Genomic DNA, 18,947 nt, shown 5'->3' with positions numbered 1-18,947 from the left:
CCCCCTCCACAGCCGCCGCGATCACGATCCGCTGCGGGGCTTCTGTGGAGGAGGCTGTCGGCTCAGACCGGGCGCGGGCCCGTCGGGCCGTCGTCACCCGGCTCGTCGTCGTTCTGCGGGGTTTCTCCGGAGGCGTCGTCCGCCGCGGCTTCCTCGTCGAGCAGCGCCGCGAGGGCGTCGTCGAAGGCGTCGCGCTCGGGTTCCTCGCCCCGCTGGCGGGCCTGCAGGCGGGCGATGAGACCCGCGGGGTCGTCGATGTCCTCTGCGGTGGGCATCAGGTCCGGATAGTCCCACAGCCCATCGCGGACGGTGGGGCCGACGGCATCCGTGACGGCCCGCCACATCGCGGCGGCCTCACGCAGGCGACGCGGACGCAGCTCCAGACCCACGAGCGAGGCCATCGCCTGCTCGCCGGGTCCACCGACGGCGCGGCGGCGGCGTACCGCCTCGGCGATGCGATCGGCTGCCGGGACGCGCGTCGTCGCGTCCGCGGTCACGACGTCGACCCACCCCTCGATCGTGGCGAGGAGGTTCTCGAGCCGGGTGAGGGCGTCGACCTGGGCTTCGGAGCGCTGGGGGAGGAGTGCGCCGCTCTCGATGGCCGCCTTCAGCTCCTCGGGTGCCGACGGGTCGAAGCGCGACGCGAGCTCCTCGAGTGCATCCGTGTCCACGTGGACGCCGCGCGCGAAGTCGGTGACCTGCGAGATGACGTGCAGGCGCAGCCATCGGGCGTGGCGGAACAGGCGGGCGTGTGCGAGCTCGCGGGTCGCCAGGACGAGGGCGAGCTGATCCTCCTCGATCTCGAGATCGCGTCCGAAATCGGCGAAGTTCTGCGGCAGGATCGCGGCATCGCCCGTGGGCATGAGGGGGATGCCGACGTCGCCGCCGCTGACGACCTCGAGGGAGAGCTTTCCGATCACCGACCCGAGCTGCCCGGCGAAGAGCGCGCCGCCCACGCGGCGCATGAGGCGTCCCGCCCCCTGGATCGCCGGCCGCATCTCTTCGGGCGTCTGCGATTCGAGAGCCGCCATGAGAGCGTCGCTGATCGACGTGGCCACCGGCTCGGCGAGCTCCTGCCACACCGGGAGCGTGGCTTCGACCCACTGGCCGCGCGTGATGGGCTTCGGCTCCTGGGCGAGTTCGGCGATCGCGGTGACCTCGCTGAGCCAGAGCGAGGCGAGGGCGAACGCCTGATCGAACTCGGTTCGGGCACCGGAACTGATGCCCAGCCCGTCGCGATTCGCGATGTGCAGCGCCTGCGTCTTCGCGGCGGACCAGTCGAGGCCGTCGTCGTCGCCGTCAGCGGACATCGCGGCCTGGAACTGCCGCATGATGTTCTGCATCATCGCCGGATCGATGCCCATGCTCGAGAGCTGACGGAGCTGCTCGGGGTCGATCCCGCCCTGCCCGCCGAGCATGCGCCGGAGCATCTCGGCGAGGTCGTCGTCACCGGGCAGATCGTCGTCCGCAGGATCGGTCATGTCAGGCGCCTTTCAGCAGGGGGGAGACGTCTCGTTCTACGCTAGTCGCAGGTTTTCTCCGCCCGGTCCGAGCGGGAGACGTCCCGTGTACGCCGGTCGCGAACGAGCACCGGAGGAAGGACCCGCGTGTCGTTCTTCACGCCTGTACCCGAGCGCGCCGAGCGTCGCTCCTCCACCCGTTCGCGGCGGTTCGCCGCCGGCGTCTGGGCTCTCGTCGTCGCGCTCGTCGCCCTGCTCATCCTGAGTTTCCTTCCGACCGGCTACGTCATCCAGCGACAGGGGCCGGTGGTCAACACGCTGGGGACGGCCGAGAACGCCGACGGCGAGGACGTCCCGCTGATCTCGGTGTCGGGTGCGCAGACGTACCCGACGGGAGGCGCGCTGGATCTGACGACGGTGCAGGTCCTCGGGAACCGCGAGCAGACCCCCTCGTGGTTCGAGCTCGCGCTCGCCTGGTTCGACCCCGCCGAAGCCGTCCTCCCGGTCGACAGCATCTTCCCCGCCGGGACGACGACGGAGCAGCGGAACGAGGAGAACGCCGCGCTCATGGTCGACTCCCAGAAGGAAGCAACCGCCGCCGCCCTCACCCAGCTCGGCTACACGGTGCGCGAGCACGTCGGGGTGGGCGCCCTCCCGAAGGATTCTCCCGCGACCGGGATTCTCCAGGTGGGCGATGAGATCGTCTCCGCCGGCGGCACGACCATCAAGGACACGGCGCAGCTGCGGTCCGTCATCAATGACGGCGAAGGCGACCCGGTCGACCTCGTGATCCGTCGCGATGGCGAAGAGCGCCCGGTCACGATCACTCCGGCCCGCACCGAGTCGAAGGACGGACCGGTCTGGATCATCGGCATCACCACCGAGCGCGACTTCGACTTCCCGATCGACGTCACGATCCAGCTCGACCGCATCGGCGGCCCGAGCGCGGGTCAGATGTTCGCCCTGGGGATTATCGACACCCTGACACCCGGCGAGCTCAACGGCGGCAAGCAGGTCGCCGGCACCGGGACCATCGACGCCGCCGGCACGATCGGTCCGATCGGCGGCATCCGACAGAAGCTCTACGGTGCGCGGGATGCCGGAGCGACCTACTTCCTCGCCCCGAAGGAAAACTGCGGCGAAGTCGTCGGACACGTCCCGAACGGGCTCCGCGTGATCCCCGTCTCGAAGCTCGCCGACTCGCTGGGTGCGCTCGACGCGATCCGAAGCGGCACGGGCGTAGACGAGCTGCCCGTCTGCGCGGCGGGGTGAGGGCAGCACCCCTGCGATTCCGCCGAGAGCGCACGGGGGCGAGGCCGGGTCGCAACAGCCGCCGCCTAGGATGAGGGTGTGACCTCGACACCTGCCGGGCCGGCCACGTCCACCCCTCCGAATCCTGTCCGCCGCACGATCGCCATCACCGTTGGAGTGTTGGTTGTGCTGGTGATCGCGTTCTTCACGTTCGCGAACCTGTACACGGATTGGCAGTGGTACCGGCAGCTCGGTTTCGACGGCGTCCTCGTGACGCAGTGGACCGCGCGGGTCGTCATGTTCCTCATCGGATTCGTGGCGATGGCCGTCCCTGTCTTCGCAGCCATCCAGCTGGCCTACCGCCTGCGTCCCGTGTACGCACGACTGAGCTCGCAGCTGGACCACTACCAGGAGGTCGTCGAGCCCCTGCGTCGCCTCGCGATGTGGGGCATCCCGGTGTTCTTCGGCTTCTTCGCCGGGTTCGCCGCGTCGGCGCAGTGGGAGACGGTGTGGCTCTGGGTCAACGGCGTCTCGACCGGCCAGAAGGACCCGCAGTTCGGTCTCGACACGGGCTTCTACCTGTTCCAGATGCCGTTCTACAGCATCGTGCTCGGCTTCGCGTCGGCGGTTCTGCTCATCTGCCTCCTCGTGACGGTGGTCGTCGCCTACCTCTACGGCTCGGTCCGGGTGGGTCAGCGCGAGCTGCGCATCTCGAAGGCGGCTCGCATCCAGCTGGCGGTCGTCGCGGCGCTCTACCTGGCCGTGCAGGCGGTCAGCCTGTGGTTCGACCGCTACAAGACCCTCACGACGCAGGGTGACCGGTTCACGGGAGCCAGCTACGTCGACGTCAACGCCGTGATCCCGGGTCTCGCCATCGTCTCCATCGCCGCCGCCATCGTCGCGGCGCTGTTCATCGTGACGGCCATCATCGGCCGGTGGCGCTTCCCCCTCATCGGTACCGCACTCCTGATCGTCTCGTCCCTCGTGGTCGGAGTCGCCTACCCGTGGGCGGTCAGCCAGTTCCAGGTCGCGCCGAACCTCGAGACGTACGAGGCGCCGTTCGTCGACCGCAACCTCGCCGCGACGAAGTTCGCCTACGGGATCAACGGACTCGAGAAGACCGACTACGAAGCGGTGACCACGGCCGAGGAGGGGCAGCTGCGGGCGGACGCCGACACGACCGCGTCGCTGCGCATCATGGACCCCGCCATCATCGGCCCCACCGTCCGTCAGCTCGAGCAGTACCGCTCGTACTACCAGTTCCAGAATCCGCTGGACGTCGATCGCTACGAGATCGAGGGCAAGACGCAGGATGCCGTGGTCTCGGTCCGTGAGCTGAACCTCGGCCAGCTGGGCAACGCGCAGTCCTGGTACAACAACACCCTGGTGTACACCCACGGCTACGGCGTCGTCGCTGCGAAGGGCAACGAGCGGACCGATGACGGCAACCCCGTCTTCATGGAGCGCGGCATCCCGACCTCGGGCGAGTTGACCAAGAACGAGAACTACGAGCCGCGGATCTACTTCGGTGAGTATTCGCCGCCGTATTCGATCGTCGGCGCCCCGAAGGGATCGGATCCCGTCGAGCTGGACTACCCGCGCGGCGAGGACGGGTCGGACCAGACGCGGACGACCTTCGCCGGGAACGGCGGACCGGACATCGGCAACCCCTTCAACCGGCTGCTGTACGCGCTGAAGTTCCAGTCCACGGACATCCTGTTCTCGGACGGGATCAACGACAAATCCCAGATCCTCTACGACCGGAACCCGCGCGACCGCGTTAAGAAGGTCGCACCGTACCTCGAGCTCGACAGCGACCCGTACCCGAGCGTCGTGGACGGGCGCGTCGTGTGGATCATCGACGGGTACACCCTGAGCAACAACTACCCGTACTCGTCGATCGTGAGCCTCCGGAACGCGATCTCCGACACGACGAACACGCAGCCGCGGGTGGCGCTCGATGACATCAACTACATCCGCAACTCCGTCAAGGCGACCGTCGATGCCTACGACGGTTCGGTGAAGCTGTACGCATGGGACGAGACCGACCCCCTGCTGCAGGCGTGGCAGAAGGTCTACCCCTCGACGCTCCGCCCCATCAGCGAGATGTCGGGCGACCTCATGAGCCACGTGCGGTACCCGACCGACCTGTTCAAGGTGCAGCGCGCGATGCTCGGCACCTACCACGTCGACGATGCGCAGTCGTTCATCCGACGCGACAACGCCTGGCGGACCCCGCAGGATCCGGTGGACAACTCGAACCTGCAGCCCCCCTACTACCTGACGATGCAGATGCCCGGGCAGGACAATCCCTCCTTCTCGATGTTCACCTCGTTCATCCCCGCGTCAGAGGGCGACGGAGAGCGGAACGTCCTGCTCGGATATCTGGCCGTGGACTCCAACGCAGGGTCGGAGAGGGGCAAGAAGGGCGCCGACTACGGCAAGCTCCGCATGCTCGAGATCGGCGCGGACGTGTCGGTCCCGGGACCCGGTCAGGTGCAGAACGACTTCCGGTCGAATGCCACCGTGGCGCGGGAGGTCAACCTCCTCCAACAGGGTCAGTCCGATGTGCGCAACGGAAACCTGTTGACTCTGCCGGTCGGCGGCGGTCTGCTCTATGTCCAGCCGGTGTTCGTCCAGGCCTCGAGCGGGACGCAGCTCCCGCAGCTTCGGAAGATCCTCGTCTCGTTCGGTAAGGAGGTCGCCTTCGAGGACACGCTCCAAGAAGCGCTCGACCAGCTCTTCGGCGGCGACTCCGGTGCCACCGCGGGTGACGAGGGGACCACCCCGACGCCCTCGGGCTCGCCCGAGGCGACGCCGTCCCCCGAGGCGACCGACGGCACCGAGCCGCCGACCGCCGGCACCGGCGATGAGACCGCTCGGCTCCTGCAGGAGGCCCGCGACGTCATGATGGCGCGCGACGCAGCGATGCAGAAGGGCGACTGGGCGACCTACGGCCAGGAAGACGAGAAGCTCACCAACATCCTCGACCGGCTCATCCAGCTCGACGGGAACTGATCCCGCGATGATCCCGGTGGCGGCTGTTCAGGACAGGAACAGCCCCCACCAGATCATCAGCAGTGTGACCACGAACCCGGCGAACTGGTTGAGCCAGAGGAACCGGTCCCAGCCGCGGGTGGCGGACGAGGCATCCTCGTCGCGGACCGAACGGTACGGCCACACCGTCGCGAGGTAGGGAAGAGCGACGATCGCCGCGAGGGGCCCCGGCCACGCGGTGCCGAGCATCGCGAGTCCCGCCGCCGCGTAGGCGACGAGCGAGAAGCGCACCGTCCAGGCTGCGCCGCGGACCGTCGCGATCGAGGAGATCCCCGCTTCGCGATCGGCCACGACGTCCTGCACCGCTCCGAACGCGTGCGAGGCCGCGCCCCACAGCGCGAACGCGGCGATGATGAGGACGAGTTGCGGCGTCCACGTCGCGTCCGTCAGCACCAGCGCATAACCGGCCGGCGAGAAGAAGTGGATGCTGCTGGTCGCCGAGTCGGCGAAGGGCCGCTCCTTCAGACGGAGCGGCGGTGCGCTGTAGAAGACGACGGCGAGCAGGCTGATGAGGAGGACGAGCCACGACAGCGGCGGACCGACGATCACCAGGAAGATCACGAACGGCGCGCACAGCAACGCGGAGGCCCAGAGGGTCGGGGCGTGCAGGCTCTTCTCGAGGACGGCTCCGTGCGCCCCGCCCTTCCGCGGGTTCCGGAGGTCCGACTCGTAGTCGAAGACGTCGTTGATCCCGTACATCGCGACGTTGTACGGGACGAGGAAGAAGATCGTTCCCGCGATGAGGACGAGATCGATCTCGCGTGCGCTCAGAAGGTACGCGGCCGCGAACGGGAACGCGGTGTTGATCCAGCTGACCGGTCGGGAGGACACGAAGAGCTGTCGGGCGAAGCGCACCGGCGTCATGCGGCGTCCCTTCGTTCGGGAAGCAGGGCCGAGATCGCGGGGAGGAGGAAGGCGACGCAGAGCGGGTAAGCGAAGTCCTCGACAGGAGCGAGCCCGATGCGGATGCCGCTGATGTGCTCTTCGGGGTACGTGAAGAGGTCCGCGGCGATCATGATGTTGTCGAAGATCGCGGTGAGGACGAACAGAACGGCAGCCGTCCACGCCGACGCGATCAGTCGTTCGAGACGGCCGGGGCGCCGGAGAGAGGCGAGCGTCACGGCGACGGTGAGGCCGAGGAACGGGAGAACGATCAGCGGGTACGTCACATCGTCTCCTGTCCGCGGGGTCGGCGTCGTGCGGCGCGGGCGCGCGTCACGCCGGCGTGGACCACGAGCGCGAGGTGACAGAGGAAAGCGAGGAACACGGGCTCCTCGAGGGGCAGGTGCGGCGCGAGGTCGATCCCGATGAGGAGCGGGCTGTCGCCACGGACGAAGACGCCGGTCGCGATCCCGACGAGATCCCAGACGAGGAGGAAAACGGTCCCGCAGAGGACGAGGACAGCAGTCCGCCGCGGGGCCCCTCCGAAAGCGAGTCGGTGGCGCAGGTCGACGGCGAGTACGCCGAGCGCCGAGACGATCAGGGCGCCGAGGTAGAGACCCGGCATCGACCTCAGCGCTCCGAGGAGAGGGACTCGGGGATCTGACCCGTCGAGATGTCGCCGTCGAGGAGTTTGACGATGAGCTCGGCCGAGATGAGGCACATCGGCAGACCGACGCCCGGCAGGACCGTCTGGCCGGCGTAGAGCAACCCGTCCACCTTGGAGCGCAGGCCCGGGCGGAACATGGCCGACTGCCGCAGGGTGTGGGCGAGGCCGAGCGCACCGCCCCGGAACGAGCCGAAGTCGGCGGCGAAGTCGCCGGGCGAGATGGTGCGGCGCACGCGCACGCGGTCGGCGAGGTCGGCGACGCCCGTCCAGGCGGCGATCTGAGCGACCACGGCGTCCGCGGCGGCCTCGATCGGGGCGTCGCCGGCGCCGTCGACGCCGCCGCGACCGAGCTCGGGAGCCGCGGGCATGGGGACGAGGACGAACAGGTTCTCGTGCCCGGCGGGTGCGACGTCGTCATCCGTGGCGCTCGGTCGGCACACGTACAGCGATGCGGGATCGGGGATCGCGCCGGCGGTGTCCTCGCCGAAGATCGCGTCGAAGTTCGCCTTCCAGTCCTTCGTGAACAGGAGGGTGTGGTGCTCGAGCTCGGGCAGTTCGCCTTCGACGCCGAGGAGGATCAGGAGCGCGCCGAACGAGGGGACGCGCTTGTCCCACCAGGCGTCGCTCCGCGAGCGGAGGTCGGGCTCGAGCAGCTCCGTCTCGGTGTGGTGCATGTCGGCCGTGGAGATGACGTGATCGGCTTCGACGCGGGTGCCGTCGGCGAGACGGATGCCGGTGGCCACGTCGCCGACGGTGATGATCCGATCGACCCTGCTCGAGGTCCGGATCACGGCGCCGCGCTCCTCGGCCAGGCGGGCGATGGCGCGGATGATCTGCACGAACCCGCCCCGCGGGTACAGCACGCCGTCGTCGAGGTCGAGGTGGCTCATCAGGTGGTACAGGCTCGGAGCGTCGTACGGGGATCCGCCCAGGAACACCGCCGGGTACCCCAGCACCTGCTGCAGGACCGGATCGGAGAACTGCTTCTCGACGTGGGTCGAGAGCGGGCGCAGCAGGAGCGGCAGCAGCGTGCCGAGCTTGCTGAGGACGTCGGGGTGGGCTAGCCCCTTCAGGGAGACGTACGGGTCGTAGAGGAACCGCGAGACGGCGAGATCGTAGATCTCGCCGGCGGAGTCGAGGTACGCGGCGAGCTTCGCACCGGCGCCGGGTTCGCGCGCCTCGAAGGCGGCGACGGCGGCATCCCGTCCCGACACGACGTCGAACGGCTCGCGCTCGCCCTCGTGGTAGACGCGGTAGGCGGGGTCGAGCCGTACGAGGTCGAGCTGTTCCGCCGCCGTCGTGCCGAGCAGGGCGAAGAAGTGGTCGAAGACCTCGGGCATGAGGTACCAGCTGGGGCCCGTGTCGAACCGGAAGCCGTCCTTCTCCCAGCTGCCGGCGCGGCCGCCGACGTCCTCCAGCGCCTCGAACACGGTCACCTCATCCCCGCGGTCGGCGAGGAGCGCAGCGGTCGCGAGACCGGTGATCCCGCCTCCGATGATGGCGATGCGGCGGGTCATGCGGGGGACCTCCGTGAGGGTGCGGATCGTCGGGCGGGAAGGAGCGTGCGGTGCGTGACCGCGGCGCGCACGGCGATCGCGGCCTTGACGGGATTCGGCACGCGTACGCGGGTGTCGACATCCTCGGTCCGGTGCATCCTGTCGGCGAGCGAGGCGAACAGCCCGTGCGCCGTCGCGACCGCGACACGGCAGTCCGCGGGAAGGAGGGGGATGGTCGCGGCGGCGGCATCCAGATCCGCGTCGATGCGTGCGAGGACGTCGGCCCGACGCTCAGCGCCGACACCCACGCCGAGGTAATCCCGGCCGAGGCGACCCGCGTCATCGGCGTGATCGCGCAGGAAGTTGATGTCCTGAAACGCCGCCCCGAGGCGCCGGGCACCCGAGACGAGCTTCGCGTCGGGATTCCGCGGTGACGCGCTCCCCGCGTTGACGAAGACCTGCAGGCACATGAGGCCGACGACCTCCGCGGAGCCGTACACGTAGTCGTCGTGCGAGGCGTCGTCGTGCTCGGCCCGCTCGAGGTCGGTTCGCATCGACGCGAAGAACGGCTCGATGTGCACCTTCGCGATCCCGCACTCCCTCGAGGTTCGTGCGAACGCATGCACGACGAGGTTCGCGCTGAAGCCGCGGTCGATCGCCGCGTAGGTCTCCGTCTCGAGCGCGTCGAGGACGCGTCGCTGCTCGTCGAGAGGGACGCCTGCGGCCTCGGCGGCACCGTCGACGATCTCGTCAGCGACCCGGACGAGCGCGTACACGTTCCGCACATGGCCCCGCACGCGAGCCCCGAGAAGAGAGGTCGCGAGTCCGAAGGACGTGGAGTAGGCGCGGATGACGGATGCCGCCGCTGCTGCTGCGGTCTCGTCGTAGAGGGAGTCGCTCATCGCGGGATGCGGTCCTCCACGGCAGCCGCGAGGGAGGCGAGCAGGACGACGGCGTCGCGCGGGAGCGCGGCGTCGGCCGCATGGCTGCGCGCGGATCGGAGCGTCTCGGTGATCATCTCGACTGCACGCTCCCGGGCGCCGCTGGCGGCCAGCTCGCGCTGCGCCTCGGCGATGGCGATGGGACCGGTCGGCGCCATGGCGAGGGCGGACGCGATGCGCGGCCACGCCTCGGTCTCGGCGGCCATGGCGATCAGAGGCGTCCGCTTGGACGCGCGGAGGTCGGCACCCGGCTCCCGCCCGGCCTCCGCCCGGGATCCGAACGTGCCGATGAGGTCGTCGGCGAGTTGGAAGGCCACCCCGATCGCCGAGCCCGCGGATTCGAGCGCGGCCCGTTCGTCGTCGCTGGCTCCCGCCAGGAGCGCACCGGCGGCGAGCGGGGCCTGGAAGGAGTAGAAGGCCGTCTTGTCGCGGGCGGTGCGGATCAGTGAATCGGTGGGCGGGAGGTCAGCCCCGATGGTCTGTTCGACGTCGGCGAGTTCGCCGGCGGCCGAGACCAGCAGGGCGTCGTCGAGGAGGACGAAGAGCGCGGCGCGCTGCGGCGCGGTCACGGGAGCGGTGGCGATCAGGCGCGTCGCTTCGAAGAGCAGGAGATCGCCCGCGAGGACGGCGGCAGCGGCCCCGAGCAGGTTCGCGTCGTCGGCATCCCCGCCGCGCGCAAGAGCGCGTTCGCGGAACCGTCCGACGACGTTCGGGATGCCGCGACGCTCGACGTCGCCGTCGATCAGGTCGTCGTGCACCACGAATGCGGCGTGCAGGAGTTCGAACGCGGCGGCGACCCGCCAGAGGCCGGGGGAGTGGCCGAGGTCGCCGCCGAAGGCCTGGAACGCCGCGACGACGAGCGCCGGCCGCAGCTGCTTGCCGCCGGTGGCGGAGGCGGCGGTGGCCTCGCCGAGGGCGGCCGATGCCTCGCCGAGGGCTGCGGAGCGGATGCGGAGACGCTCGAGCGCGACCTGCAGGGCGTCGTCGATCTCTCGTCGGGCGATCGCGGAGAGGGCGATCATGAGACTCTCCGGACGGACACCGGGTCTGCCAGATCGAACTGCTGCGCCTGGAGGACGAGCCACGGGCTGAATGCCCAGGGCGCAGCCGAGACCGAGGCGGCGAGGTCGGCGGGGTCGACCCACCGTGCCTCGGCGACCTCGTCGGGGTTGAGCGCCGGCTCTTCGTCCGTGTAGGCGACGTAGACGGGGCAGATCTCATTCTCGACGATCCCGGATGCGTCGACCGCACGGTAGCGGAAGCCCGGGATGGTCGGTGTCACGTCGCGTACGGCCAGTCCGACCTCGTGCGCAGCGCGCCGGTGGACGGCATCGAGGACCGCCTCGCCGGGGCCCGGGTGACCGCAGAACGAGTTGGTCCAGACTCCGGGCCATGCGGCCTTGCTGAGCGCTCGGCGCGTCACCAGGATCTGCCCCCGGGAGTTGTAGACGTGGCAGGAGAATGCGAAGTGGAGTGCCGTGTCGGTACCGTGGACCGTTGCCTTGGGAGCAGTCCCGATGTCGCGGCCGTCATCATCCATCAAGACGACGTACTCGATGTCAGACACGATATCCTCCGTAAGTTGCTAGATTATCTAGCGATCATCCGTCATGCTACCTACCGACCCAGGAGGTGTCCAATGGTTGCAGAACCGTGGATCCCGACGACCGAACGTGAGGCCGTCGTGATGAACGCGCTCGAGGCCATTCGCGCGTTCTCGGACTCTCTGGATCGAATGTACGCGGGTATGCGCGGCGACATGGACATGAACGCGACAGATCTCGCGGCGCTGCGGATGCTCATCATCCGGGAGCAGCACGGCGAGGTCGTGAAGCCGAACGACCTGGCGTCCCACCTCGCCATCTCGACGGCGTCGACGACGAAGCTGCTCGACCGGCTCACCGCGGACGGCTACCTGACCCGCATCCCGCATCCGCACGATCGTCGCGCTCGGATCGTGGTGCTGACGGACGAGGCGCGCACGACGTTCCGTCGTCACTTCGGCGACAGGCTGCGGCGGATGCGGACCGCCGCGGACGCCTACACGGATGCGGAGCTTCGCGCGATCGTGCGTTTCCTGGCGGACATGGAGACAGCGATGGTGCCGGAGTGACCCGCCCTGACACGCGAAGAAGGCGTCCCCTCCGGAGAGGGAACGCCTTCTTTTTCGTTGCGGGGACAGGATTTGAACCTGCGACCTCTGGGTTATGAGCCCAGCGAGCTACCGAACTGCTCCACCCCGCGGCACAAGAGAAAACACTAGCACGCGATTCGGGGGGACGCGAATCGGGGCGCACATGGCGTCCGGAATGGGAAGGATGAGGACATGTCTGCGCGAGAGTCGGATGTCACTTCGGACGCCCAACCCGACGGTCGGGACGAGACGCGGGACGAGCGCGCGGACCGCAACTGGAGCGAGGTCCTGCAGGAGCTGCGCGTGCTCCAGACCGGAACCCAGATCCTCACGGGGTTCCTTCTCGCCCTCGCCTTCCAACCCTCGTTCGGCGAGCTGAACACGACACAGCGGGCGATGTACCTGGTCTTGGTCGTGCTCTCGGCGCTCAGCGCCGTCGTCGCGCTCGCTCCCGTATCGGTCCACCGGCTCCTCTTCGCGCGGCGTGCGAAGCCGGCGATCGTCCGCTTCGGTCACTTCTGCATGCTGGGCTCGCTCGGGTTGGTGTCCCTGCTCCTCGTCGGCGTCGTGGTGTTCGTGTTCGACGTCGTCGTCGGTGGTGCGGCATCCTGGGTGGCGGGTGTCGGTCTCGCGGCCGTCATCGTCGGATTGTGGGTCGTCTTACCCGTGATCGCCCGTCGTCGTTCGGAGAGGACCTCATGACCGTCACGCCCCTCGGCGTCGCCGTGGCCCAGTTCGCTCCGACCGCCGATGAGTCGGCCAACCTCGACGCGATCGCGGACCTGGTGGAGCGTGCACGCCGCCGCGGTGCCGACGTCGTGCTCTTCCCGGAGTACTCGAGCTACTTCGTCGACCCCTTCGACGCCTCTTTGGCGGATCACGCGCAGGACCTCGACGGACCGTTCGTCAGCGCGCTCACCGCGCTCGCGGCGGCACACGACGTGCACATCGTCGCGGGGCTGGTCGAACGGGCTGCGTCCCCGGGCCGAGTCCGCAACACCGTCGTCGCCGTGGATGCCGGTGGCGTCGTCGCGCGGTACCGCAAGCTCCACCTGTACGACGCTTTCGGGCAGCGCGAATCGGACTGGGTCGAGCCGGGGGACATCGACGTCGCCGAGACGTTCGACGCCGGCGGCATCCGGTTCGCCCTCATGACGTGCTACGACCTCCGTTTCCCAGAGGTCGCCCGTGTGCTCGCGGACACCGGAGCGCACGTCGTCCTCGTCGCGGCCGAATGGGTGCGGGGCCCCCTGAAAGAGGACCACTGGCGCACGCTGCTGCAGGCCCGCGCCATAGAGAACACCCTGTACGTCGCCGGCGCGGACCATCCGCCGCCGCTCGGCGTGGGGCACTCGGTCGTCATCGACCCGCAGGGCGTGCCGGTCGTGCACATCGGGACGGCCACCGATGTCGCCGTCGCCTTCGTCGACGCGCGTGCCGTTGAGCGGGTGCGCCGCGTCAACCCCGCCCTCGCCTTGCGCCGGTACACGGTCGCGCCGCGCGTGTGACGCGCGCGTCCCGAATCAGCGGGCGGATGCCGCCAACCGCCGCGCAGCCTCTGCGATGACGTCCGTCCGCTTGCAGGATGCGAAGCGGACGAGCGTTGCGTACTCGGACTGGTGGTCGGGCGTCACGAACGCCGTCACGGGAATCGCCGCCACGCCGACGCGCTCGGGGAGCGCGCGGCAGAAGTCGGCGGCATCCTCCCCCTCGTCGAGCATCGAGCGGACGTCGGCAACCGTGAAGTACGAGCCCGCGGGGGTGCTCACCTCGAATCCCGCGGCGACGAGTCCGGCGCCGAGCAGGTCCCGCCGTTCCCGCTGGGTCGTCGCCAGATCCTCGAAGTATCGGTCGGGCAGACCGAGGCCGACGGCGATCGCGGGCTGGAACGGTGCCCCGTTCACGTAGGTGAGGTACTGCTTGACGGCAAGGACGGCGTCCACGAGATCAGCGGGCCCGCTGATCCACCCGACCTTCCATCCCGTGGTGCGGAACGTCTTCCCTCCCGACGAGATCGTGAGCGTCCGCTCGGCTGCACCGGGGAGCGTCGCGATCGGTGTGTGGCTGCCCGACATGACGAGGTGCTCGTAGACCTCATCGGTCAAGATGAGCGCGTCGTGCAGATGCGCGAGCCGGACGATCTCCGCGCGGACCTCGGCGGAGAACATCGTTCCGGTCGGGTTGTGAGGATCGTTGACGAGGATGATCCGGGTCCGGTCGGTGACGGCGGTCCGGAGATCGTTCAGGTCCGGCTCCAAGCCCGGCCACCGCAACGGGACCGGGATGAGGTGCGCCCCGGCGAGTGCCACCGCAGCCGCGTAGGAGTCGTAGAACGGTTCGAACACGACGACCTCGTCGTCGGAGCCGTCGAGGAGCGCGAGGATAGCGGCGGTCAGGGCCTCCGTTGCACCCGCGGTGACGAGGACCTCGCGGTCGGGATCGAGGTCGACGCCGTAGAACCGGTGCTGGTGGTCCGCGACGGCCTCACGGAGGACCGGCATGCCGCGCCCCGGCGGGTACTGATTGACGCCGCTGCGGATGGCGGCGAGAGCTGCGTCGAGCACCTCGGCGGGCCCGTCCTCGTCGGGGAAGCCCTGGCCGAGATTGACGGCGTCGTGCCGGAGGGCCGCCGCCGTGATCTCGGCGAAGATCGTGGGGGTCAGGTCGCCGTCGGGGGACAGGAGGCCCGCTCCGCGGGCCGCGCGTTGCCAGGCGCCGGATATGTGCAGCACGAGCCCAGCGTATCGCCGGGCGGCCCGGATGCCCGGTGCACTCCCATAGGCTGATCGGAGGGGTGGCATAGCTGGTCCACAGACTCCGGGAGCACTCTGAAGTCGCCTCGAAAAAGGAGCAGTCCCATGAGCGATTCGAACACCCCCGACCCGAACACGTCCGGAGCGAACGTGCCCCCGCGTCCGCCTTTGCCTGAATCCGGTGCGCCCGGTCACCGGGGTGCCCCGGACGCCCAGGCCACGGCTGCGCATCACTCCGGCCAGGGGTGGTACGGGCAGGCGCCCCACCCGCAGGGCGCCCATGATGCCGGCCGCCACGCCCCGGGCGCGGCGTTCTCGACGCAGCCCCAGCCCGGTGAGCCGGCGGCGGAGCGGTCTCACGACGCGAAGGTCGGCTCGGGCAAGATCGTGGCGGTGCTCGTCGCCGCGGCCATCGTGGGCGCGGTGTCGGGCCTCGGCGGTGCAGCGATCGGGAACGACGTCTTCCAGCCGCAAGCGGCTGCGGTCGCGCCCAAGGGGTCGACCCAGATCACAGTCAACGATCCGGACCAGGTCAACCAGACCACGGGCATCGCTACCAAGACACTTCCCAGCGTCGTGACCATCAGCGCCACGTCGTCGAGCGGCGGCGGTACGGGATCCGGAGTCATCCTCAGCGAGGACGGCTACGTCGTCACCAACACGCATGTGGTGACCCTGGACGGAGCGAGCTCCGACGCGTCCCTCCGGGTCACGACCTCCGACGGCCGCGTCTTCAACGCGAAGATCGTGGGCACCGATCCGATCTACGACCTCGCCGTCATCAAGCTGACGGACGCGACCGACCTCACTCCCATCACCTTCGCCGACTCCGCCAAGCTCAATGTCGGGGACACGACCGTCGCTGTGGGCGCCCCGCTCGGCCTGTCCAACACGGTCACGACCGGCATCGTCAGCGCACTGAACCGCTCCATCCAGATCGCCTCCTCCGCCGTCCCCGACTCGGGCGAGCAGGAGCAGGGACAGGGCCAGAACGGCGAGTCGCCGTTCCAGTTTGATTTCGGCCAGGGCGAGCAGCGCGGTTCGGGTTCGTCGGGAACGATCTCGATCGCGGTCATCCAGACGGACGCCGCCATCAACCCGGGGAACTCGGGTGGCGCACTCGTCGACGATGAAGGCAACCTCATCGGCATCAACGTCGCGATCGCGACAGCGGGCGGCGGTTCGTCCTCCTCCAGCGAGGCGGGCTCCATCGGAGTCGGCTTCTCGATCCCGTCGAACGTGGTCAAGCGCGTCGCGGACGAGATCATCAAGGACGGCAAGGCCACCCACGGCCTGCTCGGCGCGATGGTCGGCAATGCCGCGGACGCGGAGAACAGCACCGTCGCCGGTGCGCTCATCAGCCAGGTGACCCCGGGCGGCGCAGCAGCGCAGGCGGGCCTCAAGGCGGGCGACGTCGTCACGGAGTTCGAGGGAGTCCCGGTCCGCGACGCGACCGACCTCACGGCCCAGGTCCGCGCTCTGGCGGCAGGCAGCTCGGCGAACCTCGTCTACGTCCGCGACGGCAGGTCGCAGAGCGCCGACGTCACGCTCGGCACGCTGACCGACTGATCGCTCCAGCGACCTCCGAGGCGCGACCCCATCCCGCGATAGGCTCGCGGGATGGGGTCGTTCTCGTTCTCGTCGGGCAATGCGGCGCAGGTGCTGAGACTCCCACTCCACGCGCTGGGTCTCGTCGCGACGCGTCTCATCCCTCGGTCCAAGGATCTGTGGGTGTTCGGCTCCGCCGCCGGAATCGGCGAGGGAGCGTGGGCGCTCTGGCAGGTCGCCGCGGCGAACGGGGAGCACGCCGTCTGGCTGACGGGATCCGAGAAGGATGCCGCTGCCGCCCGACGCGCCGGAGTCCCGTTCGCCCCGAAGGGCGGTGTGCGCGGGTTCTGGCTCACTGCCAGGGCCCGGGTGGTCGTCGTCACCCACGGTGCCGGCGATGTGAACCGGTACGGGACAGCGGGATCGTTCCTCGTCCAGCTGTGGCACGGCATCCCTCTGAAGCGCCTCGGACTCGACTCCCCGGTCACCGCGAAAGCGCCGGTGAACCTGCCGGGACTGGCTCCCCTCCTGCGGTACGCCTATCGGCGCACGCAACGACGCATCCGTCTGCTGCCCGCCGCGTCGCATCTCGTCCGCGGACGCCTGGAGTCGGCCTTCGGGCTGAGTTACGACAGGATTCCGGTCACCGGTGAACCTCGCGTGGACGTGCTCGCCGACGGCTCGGCGGCCGACGCGCGGGCCTCGGTCGAGGCGCTGGTCGGACCGGCTTCCGACGCGCGCCTCGTGCTCTACGCGCCCACGTGGCGCGACGGGGCGCCGGATCCCGCTATCCCGGGGCCGGACGAATGGGCGACGATCATCGAGGCGCTCGACGCCGCGAACGCCGTCCTCGTGATCCGTTCGCATCCCCTCGGCGCGGGGGAGTACGCGCCACCCCCGGGAACGGACCGCGTCCGGCGGATGGGAACGGGCCTGATCGCCGACGTCACGCCGGTCCTCCCGGCGTTCGACGCGCTGATCACCGACTACTCCTCCCTCATCTACGACACGGCGCTCATCCCGCTTCCCGTCGTGTTCTTTGCTCCGGACGAGCGCCGGTACGCCGTCGAACGCGGGTTCTACGGCAGATATGGCGACCTCGCGGGCGAGGATGCGGCGACCACGTGGGGCGAGGTCGCGCGCCGCCTCACGACCGTTCTGCTCGACGACTCCGACCGCGCCCGGCGGATCGCGCGAGCACGCGACCTCAGCTCCCAGGTCCACGCCTACCGCGACGGCCGGAACGCCGAGCGCGTGTACCGCGCCATCCGGCGCGGTCTCGACGCATCGCGAACGACGAAGGGCAAGGAATGATCCAGGCCGCACTGGCATCGGGAGACGCGCTCATCCTCGAGGGGGCGGGGACGGCTCCTGCCGACATCCGTCTCGAGGGTCCGCGTGCCCGCGTCGCGGGCTCCATCGCTGAGACGGATGCCGGATGGCGGGCCACGGTCCCGCTGCGCATCTCGCGATGGGGCGGCCCGCTTCTCGCCCTCCCGAGCGGCACATACCGCGTCGCGGCGGACGGCCGCGATGTCCACGCCGCAGATCTCGTGGCGTTCCCGCGGGCGGTGGGCGAGATGCTCGCCGTCGAGGTCCATGGTGGGCGTGTGATCGTCTCACCCCCGCTGACGGACGCGGATGCCTCCGTCGGCGGCCAGTCCGCGCTCGAAGACGCCTATGCTCGCGCATCGTCTCCGCTCGAGAACGCGGTGATGTTCGAGAGCTTCTACGGCCGGAACGCGAGCTGCAACCCCCGAGCGATCGACGCGGAGCTCGCTCGCGTCGCTCCGGAGGTGACGCGGTACTGGAGCGTGGCCGACCGCTCCGTCGAGGTACCCGACGGCGCCGTCCCCGTGGTCGAAGGGTCTCCAGAGTGGTGGCGGGTCCGGGGGGCGGCGCGTCTTCTCGTCGTCAACGACTGGCTCCGCAAGCGGTTCGTCCGCCGTCCCGGCCAGCGGGTCCTGCAGACCTGGCACGGTACCCCCCTGAAGCGTCTTGCCCTTCAGCGTCCGGGATTCGACCCTCGTCGCATCCTCGCCGTCATCCGCGAGAGCAGGCGATGGGACGTCCTCCTCGCACAGAACCCCTACGCGGCCGGCATCCTCGCCCAGGCGTATGCATTCGGTCGACGACCGATCTGGGTGGAGGGGTACCCGCGCAACGACGTCCTCTCGACGGGCGACAGGGATCGCATCCGCCGGGGTCTCGGCGTCTCACCGGGGGAGCGGGTCCTCCTCTACGCGCCGACGTGGCGGGACGACCGGGATCAGATGGTCGACTTCCTCGACCTCGAACGACTGGCAGCCGACGCCGGTGCGGTGGTCCTCGTGCGGGGACACTCGCGCACCCTGGTGCCCGGCACGGACACGACCGGCTCGCGAGTGGTCGACGTCACGGCCTACCCCGACACCTCCGCGCTCCTGCTCGCCGCGGATGCGCTCATCACGGACTACTCCTCGGTGATGTTCGATTTCACCGTCACCGGTAAGCCCGTCTACTTCTTCGCTCCGGATCTCGACCACTACCGCGGCAAGCTGCGCGGCTTCTACTTCGACCTGGCCGCACGGGCGCCCGGCCCGCTGACCTCGACGCAGGAGGAGCTCACGGCGGCGCTCACCGACGCGGGCACGCCCGAGCGCTACGCCGAACGCTACGCGTCGTGGGTCGCGCGGTTCAACGCCCGCGACGACGGGCGGGCCGCCGAGCGCATCGTGGCCAGGCTCCTCGACCAGGGCATGATCCTCCGCGACTGAGG

General features: G+C 69.6%; 17 protein-coding genes and 1 tRNA gene. 8 read left to right on the top strand and 10 right to left on the bottom strand.

Annotated elements, in window-relative coordinates:
* Positions 1 to 62 precede the first annotated feature (62 nt).
* Entirely contained in the window at positions 63 to 1,481 is a 1,419-nt protein-coding gene (locus ABCU91_RS10650) for a zinc-dependent metalloprotease (protein ID WP_413353651.1), read from the bottom strand.
* A 126-nt stretch (positions 1,482 to 1,607) separates the two neighbouring features.
* Between ABCU91_RS10650 and ABCU91_RS10645 the strand changes: the two genes are divergently transcribed.
* Both ABCU91_RS10645 and ABCU91_RS10640 read left to right on the top strand, forming a co-directional pair.
* Positions 1,608 to 2,732, top strand: a complete 1,125-nt coding sequence (locus ABCU91_RS10645) for a PDZ domain-containing protein (RefSeq protein WP_413353650.1) — start codon at positions 1,608 to 1,610, stop codon at positions 2,730 to 2,732.
* A 78-nt stretch (positions 2,733 to 2,810) separates the two neighbouring features.
* Positions 2,811 to 5,729, top strand: a complete 2,919-nt coding sequence (locus ABCU91_RS10640) for a UPF0182 family protein (RefSeq protein ID WP_413353649.1) — start codon at positions 2,811 to 2,813, stop codon at positions 5,727 to 5,729.
* Positions 5,730 to 5,756: 27 nt separating this feature from the next.
* Here the strand turns inward: ABCU91_RS10640 and ABCU91_RS10635 are convergent, their stop codons facing one another.
* The 7 genes from ABCU91_RS10635 to idi are packed head-to-tail and all read right to left on the bottom strand — an operon-like array spanning position 5,757 to position 11,321.
* Entirely contained in the window at positions 5,757 to 6,632 is an 876-nt protein-coding gene (locus tag ABCU91_RS10635; RefSeq protein ID WP_413353648.1) for a prenyltransferase, read from the bottom strand.
* Entirely contained in the window at positions 6,629 to 6,937 is a 309-nt protein-coding gene (locus ABCU91_RS10630) for a lycopene cyclase domain-containing protein (protein WP_413353647.1), read from the bottom strand. Before ABCU91_RS10630 ends, ABCU91_RS10635 begins: the two co-directional genes overlap by 4 nt.
* Positions 6,934 to 7,275 carry a lycopene cyclase domain-containing protein gene (locus ABCU91_RS10625; protein WP_413353646.1) on the bottom strand — a complete coding sequence of 114 codons (342 nt, stop codon included), beginning with the start codon at positions 7,273 to 7,275 and terminating at the stop codon, positions 6,934 to 6,936. The genes ABCU91_RS10630 and ABCU91_RS10625 overlap by 4 nt, the downstream gene beginning before the upstream one ends.
* Positions 7,276 to 7,280: 5 nt before the next feature.
* Complete coding sequence (gene crtI, locus ABCU91_RS10620; protein WP_413353645.1) at positions 7,281 to 8,834, bottom strand: phytoene desaturase family protein; 1,554 nt, start codon at positions 8,832 to 8,834, stop codon at positions 7,281 to 7,283.
* Positions 8,831 to 9,715: a phytoene/squalene synthase family protein gene (locus tag ABCU91_RS10615; protein WP_413353644.1), complete on the bottom strand. Its 885-nt coding sequence runs from the start codon at positions 9,713 to 9,715 to the stop codon at positions 8,831 to 8,833. The genes crtI and ABCU91_RS10615 overlap by 4 nt, the downstream gene beginning before the upstream one ends.
* The gene (locus tag ABCU91_RS10610) at positions 9,712 to 10,776 is read right to left on the bottom strand and encodes a polyprenyl synthetase family protein (protein ID WP_413353643.1); all 1,065 of its coding nucleotides are present in this window, start codon (positions 10,774 to 10,776) and stop codon (positions 9,712 to 9,714) included. The genes ABCU91_RS10615 and ABCU91_RS10610 overlap by 4 nt, the downstream gene beginning before the upstream one ends.
* A complete protein-coding gene (idi, locus tag ABCU91_RS10605) occupies positions 10,773 to 11,321 on the bottom strand; it encodes an isopentenyl-diphosphate Delta-isomerase (protein ID WP_413353642.1) in 549 nt (182 codons plus the stop codon). Before idi ends, ABCU91_RS10610 begins: the two co-directional genes overlap by 4 nt.
* A gap of 72 nt (positions 11,322 to 11,393) precedes the next feature.
* On the opposite strand from idi, the gene ABCU91_RS10600 reads away from it, so the two are divergent.
* Complete coding sequence (locus tag ABCU91_RS10600) at positions 11,394 to 11,867, top strand: MarR family winged helix-turn-helix transcriptional regulator (protein ID WP_413353641.1); 474 nt, start codon at positions 11,394 to 11,396, stop codon at positions 11,865 to 11,867.
* Positions 11,868 to 11,924: 57 nt separating this feature from the next.
* On the opposite strand, the gene ABCU91_RS10595 is transcribed toward ABCU91_RS10600, so the two are convergent.
* A tRNA-Met gene (locus ABCU91_RS10595) sits at positions 11,925 to 11,998 on the bottom strand.
* 82 nt (positions 11,999 to 12,080) lie between these two features.
* Between ABCU91_RS10595 and ABCU91_RS10590 the strand changes: the two genes are divergently transcribed.
* Positions 12,081 to 12,590, top strand: coding sequence for a DUF6328 family protein (locus tag ABCU91_RS10590; protein WP_413353640.1), 510 nt, complete (start codon positions 12,081 to 12,083; stop codon positions 12,588 to 12,590).
* Positions 12,587 to 13,396, top strand: a complete 810-nt coding sequence (locus ABCU91_RS10585; protein ID WP_406924066.1) for a carbon-nitrogen hydrolase family protein — start codon at positions 12,587 to 12,589, stop codon at positions 13,394 to 13,396. The genes ABCU91_RS10590 and ABCU91_RS10585 overlap by 4 nt, the downstream gene beginning before the upstream one ends.
* A 15-nt stretch (positions 13,397 to 13,411) precedes the next feature.
* Here ABCU91_RS10585 and ABCU91_RS10580 read toward each other — a convergent pair whose 3' ends face one another.
* Positions 13,412 to 14,620, bottom strand: coding sequence for an aminotransferase class I/II-fold pyridoxal phosphate-dependent enzyme (locus ABCU91_RS10580; RefSeq protein ID WP_413353639.1), 1,209 nt, complete (start codon positions 14,618 to 14,620; stop codon positions 13,412 to 13,414).
* 126 nt (positions 14,621 to 14,746) lie between these two features.
* On the opposite strand from ABCU91_RS10580, the gene ABCU91_RS10575 reads away from it, so the two are divergent.
* From ABCU91_RS10575 to ABCU91_RS10565, 3 genes are read left to right on the top strand one after another with little or no spacing between them, the layout of a single operon-like run.
* On the top strand, positions 14,747 to 16,210 hold the full coding sequence (locus ABCU91_RS10575; protein ID WP_413353638.1) for a S1C family serine protease: 1,464 nt from the start codon (positions 14,747 to 14,749) through the stop codon (positions 16,208 to 16,210).
* Positions 16,211 to 16,261: 51 nt separating this feature from the next.
* Positions 16,262 to 17,503: a CDP-glycerol glycerophosphotransferase family protein gene (locus tag ABCU91_RS10570; RefSeq protein WP_413353637.1), complete on the top strand. Its 1,242-nt coding sequence runs from the start codon at positions 16,262 to 16,264 to the stop codon at positions 17,501 to 17,503.
* Positions 17,500 to 18,945 carry a CDP-glycerol glycerophosphotransferase family protein gene (locus ABCU91_RS10565; RefSeq protein ID WP_413353636.1) on the top strand — a complete coding sequence of 482 codons (1,446 nt, stop codon included), beginning with the start codon at positions 17,500 to 17,502 and terminating at the stop codon, positions 18,943 to 18,945. Before ABCU91_RS10570 ends, ABCU91_RS10565 begins: the two co-directional genes overlap by 4 nt.
* Positions 18,946 to 18,947 lie beyond the last annotated feature (2 nt).

The organism is Microbacterium phoenicis (assembly GCF_047302325.1).
Lineage (GTDB): Bacteria > Actinomycetota > Actinomycetes > Actinomycetales > Microbacteriaceae > Microbacterium.
This window is presented reverse-complemented; position numbering and strand designations above follow the sequence as displayed.